The sequence below is a fragment of the uncultured Bradyrhizobium sp. genome (assembly GCF_947648125.1).
Lineage (GTDB): Bacteria > Pseudomonadota > Alphaproteobacteria > Rhizobiales > Xanthobacteraceae > Bradyrhizobium.
This window is the reverse complement of sequence record NZ_CANSMR010000015.1, coordinates 196,737-207,008: the sequence shown is the minus strand read 5'-3', so window position 1 is coordinate 207,008 and position 10,272 is coordinate 196,737. Positions and strand designations below refer to the sequence as shown.

The 10,272-nt window shown below is 62.7% G+C and carries 9 protein-coding genes and 1 pseudogene; 5 read left to right on the top strand and 5 right to left on the bottom strand.

Going from position 1 to position 10,272, the window contains the following annotated elements; all coding sequences use genetic code 11:
• The coding region (locus tag Q0030_RS25135; protein ID WP_298372933.1) for a glutamate--tRNA ligase at nucleotides 1-619 on the bottom strand (619 nt) is incomplete at its 3' end.
• Between the two features lie 172 nt (nucleotides 620-791).
• Between Q0030_RS25135 and Q0030_RS25130 the strand changes: the two genes are divergently transcribed.
• Together Q0030_RS25130 and Q0030_RS25125 are read left to right on the top strand one after the other, a co-directional pair.
• On the top strand, nucleotides 792-2,471 hold the full coding sequence (locus Q0030_RS25130) for a glutamine--tRNA ligase/YqeY domain fusion protein (RefSeq protein WP_298372930.1): 1,680 nt from the start codon (nucleotides 792-794) through the stop codon (nucleotides 2,469-2,471).
• A gap of 35 nt (nucleotides 2,472-2,506) precedes the next feature.
• Nucleotides 2,507-2,893, top strand: a complete 387-nt coding sequence (locus Q0030_RS25125) for a nuclear transport factor 2 family protein (RefSeq protein WP_298372928.1) — start codon at nucleotides 2,507-2,509, stop codon at nucleotides 2,891-2,893.
• 212 nt (nucleotides 2,894-3,105) lie between these two features.
• On the opposite strand, the gene glnA is transcribed toward Q0030_RS25125, so the two are convergent.
• Together glnA and Q0030_RS25115 are read right to left on the bottom strand one after the other, a co-directional pair.
• Nucleotides 3,106-4,536: a type I glutamate--ammonia ligase gene (gene glnA / locus Q0030_RS25120; protein ID WP_298372925.1), complete on the bottom strand. Its 1,431-nt coding sequence runs from the start codon at nucleotides 4,534-4,536 to the stop codon at nucleotides 3,106-3,108.
• Between the two features lie 113 nt (nucleotides 4,537-4,649).
• On the bottom strand, nucleotides 4,650-4,832 hold the full coding sequence (locus Q0030_RS25115) for a hypothetical protein (protein ID WP_166295895.1): 183 nt from the start codon (nucleotides 4,830-4,832) through the stop codon (nucleotides 4,650-4,652).
• Nucleotides 4,833-5,081: 249 nt separating this feature from the next.
• Between Q0030_RS25115 and Q0030_RS25110 the strand changes: the two genes are divergently transcribed.
• Nucleotides 5,082-5,444 (top strand): SPW repeat protein, encoded by a 363-nt coding sequence (locus Q0030_RS25110; protein ID WP_298372920.1) that lies wholly within the window; start codon nucleotides 5,082-5,084, stop codon nucleotides 5,442-5,444.
• A 236-nt stretch (nucleotides 5,445-5,680) separates the two neighbouring features.
• Here Q0030_RS25110 and Q0030_RS25105 read toward each other — a convergent pair whose 3' ends face one another.
• Entirely contained in the window at nucleotides 5,681-7,009 is a 1,329-nt protein-coding gene (locus tag Q0030_RS25105) for an MFS transporter (protein ID WP_298372917.1), read from the bottom strand.
• A 435-nt stretch (nucleotides 7,010-7,444) separates the two neighbouring features.
• On the opposite strand from Q0030_RS25105, the pseudogene Q0030_RS25100 reads away from it, so the two are divergent.
• Nucleotides 7,445-8,665 (top strand): annotated as a pseudogene (locus tag Q0030_RS25100) (ComEC/Rec2 family competence protein); the annotation flags it as partial.
• Between the two features lie 208 nt (nucleotides 8,666-8,873).
• Here Q0030_RS25100 and Q0030_RS25095 read toward each other — a convergent pair.
• Nucleotides 8,874-9,788 carry a DUF4238 domain-containing protein gene (locus Q0030_RS25095; RefSeq protein WP_298372914.1) on the bottom strand — a complete coding sequence of 305 codons (915 nt, stop codon included), beginning with the start codon at nucleotides 9,786-9,788 and terminating at the stop codon, nucleotides 8,874-8,876.
• Between the two features lie 121 nt (nucleotides 9,789-9,909).
• Between Q0030_RS25095 and Q0030_RS25090 the strand changes: the two genes are divergently transcribed.
• Nucleotides 9,910-10,137, top strand: a complete 228-nt coding sequence (locus Q0030_RS25090; protein ID WP_298372911.1) for a hypothetical protein — start codon at nucleotides 9,910-9,912, stop codon at nucleotides 10,135-10,137.
• Nucleotides 10,138-10,272 lie beyond the last annotated feature (135 nt).

The following is a 10,272-nucleotide window of genomic DNA, read 5'->3' as shown; positions in this document are numbered from 1 at the left end:
GGTGGTCGTCGCCGCGGATGATGTGGGTGACGCCCATGTCGTGGTCGTCGACCACGACCGCGAGCATGTAGGTCGGGTTGCCGTCGCCGCGGAGCAGGACGAGGTCGTCGAGGTTTTCGTTCTGCCATACCACGCGGCCCTGGACCTGATCCTCGATCACGGTCTCGCCGGTCTGTGGCGCCTTGAGGCGGATGGTCGGCTTGACGTCCGAAGGCGCGGTGGCCGGATCGCGGTCACGCCACATTCCGTCATAGAGGCGGGTGCGGCCCTCGGCGCGCGCCTTCTCGCGCATCGCGGTGAGCTCCTCCGGGGTGGCGTAGCAGTAATAGGCGCGTCCGGCGGCGAGCAGGCCCTCGGCGACCTCGCGATGGCGGGCGGCGCGGCTGAACTGGTAGATCACGTCGCCGTCCCAATCGAGCTCGAGCCATTTCAGGCCGTCCAGGATGGCGTCGATCGCCTCCGTGGTGGAACGCTCGCGGTCGGTGTCCTCGATCCGGAGCAGCATCTTGCCGCCGAGCTTCTTGGCATACAGCCAGTTGAACAGCGCGGTGCGGGCTCCCCCGATGTGGAGGAAGCCGGTCGGCGAGGGGGCGAAGCGGGTAACGACGGAATTGGTCATGATCGAACGCGTATGCTGGAATGGGCGGTGGTGTATATCAGGAACCGAACATAACTAAAGCCCCGGCTGACCTTTTGCCGGCCAAACCAGGCTCGTCGCCGGCTAAACCAGACTTGGCCGGACGGCGCGAATTTGGCAGAAGGTTGAGCTGACTCCTTCAGGGAACCCTTTGATGACGACTGACACGATGGCAGAGGCAGGGCGCGACTTCATCCGCGACATCGTCCAGGCCGATCTCTCCTCCCATAAGCACAATCGGATCGTGACCCGCTTTCCGCCGGAGCCGAACGGCTACCTGCATATCGGTCACGCCAAGTCGATTGCCCTGAATTTCGGCATCGCGCAGGAGTTCGGCGGCCAGTGCAACCTGCGCTTCGACGACACCAATCCGACCAAGGAGGAGCAGGAGTACATCGACTCGATCCAGGCCGACGTGCATTGGCTCGGCTACGATTGGGGCAACAACCTCTTCTTTGCATCGGACTATTTCGAGCGCCTGTACGACTGGGCCGAGGGCCTGATCAAGGCCGGCTACGCCTATGTTGACGATCAGTCGCAGGAGGAGATCCGCACTTCCCGCGGCTCGCTGACCGAGCCCGGCAAGAACTCGCCGTTCCGCGACCGTTCGGTGGAGGAAAACCTCGACCTGTTCCGCCGCATGAAGGCTGGCGAGTTCTCGAACGGCGCCCGCGTGCTGCGCGCCAAAATCGACATGGCCGCCGGCAACATCAACCTGCGCGATCCCGTGCTGTATCGCATCCTGCACGCCCACCATCCGCGCACCGGCGACAAATGGTCGATCTATCCGAGCTACGACTACGCGCACGGCCAGTCCGACGCCATCGAGGGCATCACCCATTCGATCTGTACGCTGGAGTTCGAGGATCACCGGCCGCTCTATGAGTGGCTGCTCGACAAGCTGCCGGTGCCCTCGAAGCCACGCCAGTACGAAATGGCGCGGCTCAATTTGACCTACACGCTGCTGTCCAAGCGCGTGCTGACGCAGCTCGTCCGCGACGGGCACGTCTCGGGCTGGGACGATCCGCGGATGCCGACCGTCGCCGGCCTGAAGCGGCGCGGCGTGCCGCCGGCTGCAGTGCGCGAATTCATCAAGCGCATCGGCGTTGCCAAGGCCAACAGCGTGGTCGATGTCGGCATGCTGGAATTCTGCATCCGCGAGGAGCTGAACCGCACGTCGCTGCGCCGGATGGCCGTGCTGCGGCCGCTCAAGGTGGTGATCGAGAACTATCCGGAAGGGCAGGTCGAGGAGATCGAGGCGATCAACCATCCCGACAATCCGGACGCCGGCACCCGCAAGATCGCGTTCGGGCGCGAGCTCTATATCGAGCGCGACGACTTCATGGAGAACCCGCCGAAGAAGTTCTTCCGCCTCTCGCCCGGCAATGAGGTGCGGCTGCGCTATGCCTATTTCATCAAGTGCACGGGCGTGATCAAGAACGATGCCGGCGAGATCGTCGAGCTTCGCGCCACTTACGATCCCGCGACCAAGGGCGGCAACGCACCCGACGGCCGCAAGGTGAAGGCGACGATGCACTGGTTGCCGGCGGCGCAGTCGAAGCCGGCGGAAATCCGCATCTACAATCAGCTGTTCGCCAACCCGAGCCCGAACGCAGCCGATTTCGCCGCCGATCTGAACCCGCAGTCGCTGGAAGTGCTCAGCGATGCGCGGGTCGAGCCAGCGATCGCCGAGGGCAATTCGCCTGACGCGATGCAGTTCGAGCGGCAGGGCTATTTCGTGCGCGACGCGGATTCGACGCCGGACCGGCTGGTGTTCAACCGCACCATCGGCCTGCGCGACACCTTCGCCAAGGAAGTCGGCGGCAAGGGTTAGCGCAATCCGGCGCGGACAACGGACGGAGGCGATCGATGCCCGATAAAGCCGGCGATATCGCCTCCGCCATCATCGCGCGATGGTCCGCGGGTTTCAGCAAACTTGATGCGGAGGCGCTTGCTGCGCTCTACTCGCAGCACGCGTTCTTCTTCGGCTCGAACCCGACGCTCTATCGCGGTCGCGACGGGGTGAAGGCCTATTTCAACGGCCTGCCGCGCTGGCACGCGCCGCGCGTTCAGTTCAGCGACGTCAGGACCGCGCAAGTGAATGCGGATCTCGTCAATATGGCTGCTATCGCGTCCTTCTTCCTCGACGGCGATGCGCCCTCGCTCGCCGTCAAGATCACCTGGGTGATCGCGCGCGAGGACGGTGACTGGAAGATCGCCTGCCATCACGTCTCGTCGCAAACGCCATTGATCTAGGCTTCGCGCTGGAACGTGACACAAAAGTCGAGGGCCGGCGGGCCCTCGTAGTCAAAGGAGGGACCATGGTCGTAGGCTGTGGAGAGCGGCTTCCGGGTGTTGGACCGCCCCGACCGCACGGGCGACTCCGGCATCCGACGCCGTGGTGGCGGGAGGCGAGCCCCCTGATTGAGCACTAGGTTGGTCCGCACAGAGCGAGCGGTCGCCGCTAGCTAGATGTCGTAGTACAAATGGAACTCGTAGGGATGAGGTCGCAATCTGATGGGATCGACCTCCTTTTTCCGCTTGTAGTCGAGCCAGGTTTCGATCACGTCGGCGGTGAAGACATCGTTGCGCAGCAGGAATGCGTGATCGCGTTCGAGCGCGTCCAGCGCTTGGTCCAGCGACCCCGGCGTCGACTTCACCTCCTTCGCCTCGGCGGGCGGCAGGTCGTAGAGGTTCTTGTCGATCGGGCTACCCGGGTCGATCTTGTAATGGATGCCGTCGAGACCTGCCATCAGCATCGCGGCAAACGCCAGATAGGGATTGCAGGAGGGATCTGGCGAGCGAAATTCGACGCGCTTGGCCTTCGGGTTCGGCGAATACATCGGAATGCGGCAGCAGGCTGAGCGGTTGCGCTGGGAATAAACCAGGTTGATCGGAGCCTCATAGCCCGGCACCAGACGCCGATAGGAGTTCGTGGTGGGAGCGCAAAGCCCGCACAACGCCCAGGCGTGGGTCAGCAGGCCGCCGATATAGTGGCGGGCGAGCTGGCTCAGTTCGGCATAGTCGCCCCTGTCGTAGAACAGGTTGGTCTCACCCTTCCACAGCGACTGATGAACGTGCATTCCCGACGCGTTGTCCTCGAACAGCGGCTTTGGCATGAACGTTGCGGTCATACCATTCCGGCGAGCGGTGTTCTTCACCACGTATTTGTAGATCATCAGATTGTCCGCCATGCGCGTGAGCGTGGTGAAGCGCATGTCGATTTCGTTCTGCCCACCGGTCGCGACTTCATGGTGATGGGCTTCGATCTGGATGCCCAGCTGTTCCATGGTCAACACCATTTCGGTGCGGAGCGCCTGCATGCTGTCCGTCGGGGGCACCGGAAAGTATCCCTCTTTCGGGCGTGGCTTGTGTCCCAGATTGGGCACTTCATCTGTGCCCGTGTTCCAGCTGCCTTCACTGGAATCGATTTCGTGGAAAGCGTAATTGATGTCCTGTCCGTAGCGCACGCTGTCGAACACGAAGAATTCCGCCTCCGGACCGAAGTAGCTGATATCGGCGTGGCCCGTGGCTTTCAGGTGGGTTTCGGCTTTCTGGGCGATGTAGCGGGCATCACGGCTATAGGATTGACCGGTCACGGGGTCGCGGATGTTGCAGATCAATACCAGGGTGGATGCAGGGGAATACGGGTCGAGGAAAGCGGTGGTCGGGTCCGGGACGACCAGCATGTCGCTTTCCTGAATTTCCTGAAAACCGCGGATCGATGAACCGTCGAATCCAATCCCTTCGCTGAGGGCGTCGATGCTCGCCGCGCTCGGAGGGACAGAAAAATGTTGCCATAGCCCCGGCAAATCAGTGAATCGCAGATCGATCATCTGCACTTTCTCGTCCTTGATCGCCTTCACGATATCTTGGGCTGTTGCGCACGTCGGAAACATAGCTTCACTCCTGTCATGGAGAGCCGCCTCGTTGAGATTGTGCTGCCGTTCAGCCGCCACAAAGCGGCTTGAGACGGATCCTGCTCCACGTTCTGCGCTGCGCGCTGGCGGCCTCAGCTTTGGTGCGGCCCGCGCATCAGCTTCATGGCGTCTTCGATATGCCGCCAGGTTCTGGCCAGTTCGGCCTCGCCTTTTGCTTCAAGTTCGATGGCGTTTTGGGCAGCTTCCGCAATGGCCCTGACGCCATGTGCCTCAAGCAACTGCCGCGCATAGTCGTGGATTTCGGTTTCTCGCATGGCGTCATACTCCTCTCGTCCTGAGCGCAACCGTGGGACACCGGTCGGGCCGCGAACCGCAGACGTTGACACCTGGTCAAGCGCGCACAGTGTGCATCTTGATGCCGCGCGATTGCAAGAGCGCTTTCCTGGTGGCGACACGCCGGAGGGACGTGGCTTTGCGGATCAGCAGCGGCAACACATCGCAGGTCGGACAGATGCTTTTTTGTCCCCGCCACACCATGTCTTCGGAAGAAGGAGGTGAGGATTATGCGCATTCAACACTGGCAGGATGCTGCCAGCCTGTTGGTGGGCGTCTGGCTGGTCGCGTCGCCGTTTGCACTGGGCTTCTCCGGGGCAGCGCTCTGGATCTCCATCGCGCTCGGATTGGGCGTCGTGCTGTTTGCCTTGGAGGCATTCATCATTCCGTCCTATCTGGAGGAATGGGGCGAGATGCTGATGGGGTTGGCTCTGGTGTTAGCACCTTGGACGTTTAGCTACCAACAGGGACCGGTCACGACGAGCAGCGTGCTCGCCGGCATCGTGGTGATCGTGCTCGCTGGCTGGGAGCTGGCGACGGATCGTGATTTCACCACCTGGTGGCACGATCGCTGGCATCACCGAGCTGGCTGAGAGAGAGCCGACTGAAACGCTGGTCTGACCGCCGACCACCGGCGGCCGGAGAGGTTGGAATTGTGTGGAGCAGGATCCCCTCCAGGCCGCGTTGACGTGACGCGGATGCAGATTCTGCGGAGAAATCACGCCAGAGACGGCGAGTACGGGACGATTCAGAAGCGTCGTCCCGCACTTGGCGGAAGGTGGCCATGACACTTGCCGCAGGGTTAGCCGCCCTCAGCAAGGTCACCCCGTCACGATGCGACTCTCGCCTCGATCTGCTCCCAAATCCTGGTCTTGCGTGTCTCCGGCATAATGAAGAGGGCGATCACGAAGCACACCGCGGGAACGGCAATTGGGTAGATCAGCGCGTAGCCGACGCTGCCGGTCGCTGCGAAGGCGGCTGACGTGATGAACGGCACCAATCCGCCGCCCCAACCGTTGCCGATATGATACGGCACCGAAACCGAGGTGTACCTGATCCTGGCCGGGAAGAACTCCGCCAGGAACGCGCCGACCGGCCCGTACACCATCCCGACGTAGCAGACGAGGATGAAGATGATGAAGACGGCGACCGGATAGTTGATGTGTCCCGGCTGCGTGACCATGCCGAGCCACAGATACAGTGGATAGTAGGTGATCGCAGCAAGCAGCATTCCTCCGAGGATCACGGATTTGCGGCCGATCTGATCCGACAGCCAACCAAAGAAGATCAGGCTCGGCGTTGCGATCAGCAGCGCGGTTCCCACGATGTAGGCCGAGGTAACCGGATCGACCTTGGAGACCTGCTGCAGGAAGTACAGTGCCCAGAATTGACCGCTGTACCAGACCACGCCCTGTCCGATCAGGACGACGATGGCGATCAAGATGTACTTGATGTTGGTGCTGAGGAAAGCTTCCCGCCAGGGATTCCTGGTCATCTGTCCGCGTGCCTTGATCTCCTGGAAAATCGGCGTCTCCTGGAGCTGGAGGCGGATGTAAATGGCGATGGCCACCAGCAGGAACGAGACCAGGAACGGAACGCGCCACGCCCATTCGTCGAAGGCCTGATTGCCGGCCCAGGTCCGGGTCAGAACGATCACGGCCAGCGACACCACGATCCCGAGCGTCGGCGAGGTTTGTAGCCAGCCTGTGTAGTAGCCCCGGCTGTCGTCCGGAACATGCTCGGCGACATAGGTGATGGCGCCGCCATATTCGCCGCCCAGGCATAGACCCTGGATCATCCGCAAGCCGAACAGGATGAATGCGGCCGCCAGGCCGATCGACTGATAAGTTGGGATCAGTCCGATCGCTCCCGTTCCCAGGCCCATTCCGCTCAGCGTAATGAGGAATGTATATTTGCGGCCGACCCGATCGCCCATCCATCCGAACAGGAAGGCCCCCATCGGACGGATCAGGAATCCAGCAGTGAACAGTGCGATTGTGCTCAGCAGGGCTGCAAGGGGGTGGGATTGCTCAAAGAACTTGACCGACAGAACTGCGGCCAGGCTGCCAAAGATATAGAAGTCGTACCACTCAATGATGTTTCCCACTGACGCAGCGACAATCACGCGACGAAAATCGCTCGGTACTTGAATTGCCATGTGCTGCTCCTATCAATTGCAAACGCTACGCCTCGCGTTTTTTCAGCGATCTATCCGCTCGCGGCGTACGCGTGGTGCGCGGCGTTGCAGGCGAGATTTGCGAGTTCGTCCGCAACGCCTGGTCTCAGGGGAGTTGTGATCCACCTGAGAAGAGCTCCAGCGGTCTTCAGGTTGCCGCGAGCCGTCACTGCCTCATCCCCCGTCTGTCCGGGAGTGGAGGCATCAGGGTAGTCTAATCCCAATGGCATCGGTACCTAATGAGACTTTCGGCTCGATCGGTTTGACGCAGGCCGCAGCTGTGGCTCGGCGCGAGAAGCCGCGGCGCAGGTCGATCCTGGTATGCCCGCCTTGCCGGTCCGTATTCTGCATCCGTTCCGCTAGCGGTGAGGTCACAGCTTCCGGTAGCTTCGCGTCCCGGCAGGGATCGCGAGCGGAATGGCGGAGCAGGGCACGACGCCGGGCGGCAGACGCGGCTACGCGGGGACGTGGCCGCCGCGCGCGGCTGCGCCGGTCGGCGGCTATATTCCGGTGCGCGCCAGCATCTGGCGGCCTCTCGTCGACACATTGCGGCAATGGGCGCGTTCGGAGACGGGGGCCGGGCGGCTGTTGCCGTGGGTGCCGGTAGCGTTCGGGACCGGTATCGCGTTCTATTTCGCGGCCGAGCACGAGCCGGTGCTATCGGTCGCGGTCATCGTCGCGATCGCGCTCTGCATGCTGGCGCTGCTGCTGCGGCGGCGCCGGGTGTTTCCCGCTGTCGTGATGCTGGCTGCGGTCGCGGCCGGCTTTGCGACGGCGACATGGAGGACCGCGCGGATCGCCCATGGCGTGCTGGCGCGGCCGATATTTTCCGTGGCGCTGACCGGCTTTGTCGAGGCACGCGACGTCAGAGAGAAGACCGACCGCTTCGTGCTGCGCGTCGCGTCGATGGAAAGCCAGCGCGAGGTGCCGAAACTCGAGCGCGTCAGACTGTCGGTGAAGAAGGGCACCGCGCCCGAGGTCGGCAGCTTTGTCGAATTGAAGGCGCGGCTGATGCCGCCGCTCGGGCCGCAGCGTCCGGGCTCCTATGATTTCGGCCGCGACCTCTATTTCCAGGGCATCGGCGCATCCGGCTTCGTGATGGGCGCGGTCAGGACAAAGGAGCCGCCGGCGACCGGCGGCCTCGCGTTGCGTTATGCCGCATTCATGCAGTGGCTGCGCGACGCCATCGACGCACGGATCCGCACCACGCTCGACGGCGACCAGCGCGCGATCGCAACGGCACTGCTCACCGGCCGGCGCGATGCGATCACGACGCCGGTCAACGACGCGATGTTCATCTCGGGGCTCGGCCATGTGCTGTCGATCTCCGGCTACCACATGGCCGTGGTCGCGGGCGTCGTGTTCTTCACCATCCGTGCGCTGCTTGCGCTGTTTCCGGCGCTGACGGCGGGACACCCGATCAAGAAATGGGCGGCGGCGGCCGCGCTCGTTGCGGCGGCGTTCTACCTCCTGCTGTCGGGGGCGGAGGTCGCGACCCAGCGATCGTTCTTCATGACGGCCGTGGTGCTGATCGCGGTGATCGTCGACCGCCGCGCGATCACCTTCCGCACGTTGGCGGTGGCGGCGCTGATCGTGCTCGCGATCGCGCCGGAAGCGCTGGTGCATCCGAGCTTCCAGAGCTTCGATGCGATCAGAGCATGTGCACGTTGTTTCGGATAAATATCTAGTAGTCTCAATGGCCTGACGGTCTTGTGCCATTGACGGACCCAGAACGAAAACCGCTCAAAACTCGGCAAAATCCCAGGATTAGCGGCGTAGAGTCCCGGACAAAGTCCCGGAATGCCTAGCGGCGTTCCTCATGCGTTCAGATTGGTGCGCCAAGGCCCTAGAACCGGCCTTCCATGCGGTGGCTGGCCCAAGGGGCCCGCCTGCTGGTCTTGATGCCGCGCGCGGCGTCGATGGCCTGCTGCCGCTGCTCGTCGGTCATGAGTGCGCGTTCGGGCGCCGTGCCCATGTGTTTCTCGATAAAGGCAAGCTGGCTGTCATCAAGAGCCCAGACATACTCCTGAGCCTGAACGACCACGGCCTTGTTGATGGCCTTGACCACCGCCGTCTCCTGGCCGGGCCTGAGCTGTTTGAACCGGTCAGTATGGGCGGCAATGAACAGCTTGGTCGGCGAGATCGGCAGCGCGATGTGGCAGTCCGGGTGACCCAGCCCGAGCGGCATCACCACGGGGCGGTCCGAGGTCATCAGCGGGATCTTCGACGCGGTGACATCGACGACCACCCACTTCATGTCGAAGATGGTCGGCCCGACGCGGGTGTTGTCGATGATGTCGGTCAGCATGTTGGAGGCCGCGATGCTGGTGTAGGCCGGGTCCAAGGTGATGACCGTGCCCGGGTTCTCGGCCTGAACGCCTTCCACGGCGATGCCGTGCATCTCGCCGAAATGCGCCTTCAGGGTCTCGACGGCCGCAGGATGACGGAAGAGCAGGGAGATGACAAACCGGGTCCAGGCGCTGCGCTCCTCCGAGGTGCGGATGCGCGGGTCGCCAGCCAGCATGCGCCGCAGCTCACGGGCCGCGTCATTGTCCAGCGGGGACATGAAGGCGGTCTCGACGCGGTGGGCATCGGCCTCGGGGATGTGGTCGGTCTTGTAGCCGTCGTGAACGTAGCCGGTGCCACCCGGCGCCCTGCGCTTGGCGACGATCTTGCCGTGGACCTTGCGGATGCAGCAGAGCTGGCCATCGCGGCCGACCCAGCCGCTCAAATAGAACTCGGGACTAAAATGGTGCTTCATCTAGGCCTCTGACGCCATGGTGGCACATCATATAGGGGTGTCGCGTCACCTAAGCAAGCTCTCCTTGACTCGATGTTCTTCATTCGTTCTTATAGTGCTTGCCGCCAATTCAGAGCAAACCATGCCAACACTCGATTATCTCCGTTCGGAGATTGAGCGCATGCGCGTCCAGGTCGGACGCCAGAGAAAGGAAATACTGACCCTCCAGCGGGCAGGTATTCCAACGGCCTCGGCCGAAGCCCTGCTTCAGCGGATGCGCGACAAGATTGACGCCCTCTGTGCCCAGCGGGATGCGCTGAAAAAGGATCTGCCCAAGAAATCCAAAGTTCTGGGAGGCCGTTCTTGGTGAGGTACTTCGCCGACGAGAAGGAACTGTCACCATTCCTCGCCGCGCTGAATGAAGTGCGGCACCGGGCGCCACGGGAGGGATACTGCTATCAGCACGTCCAAGCCATCATCGTATCCATCGACCAGTACGCCGAAG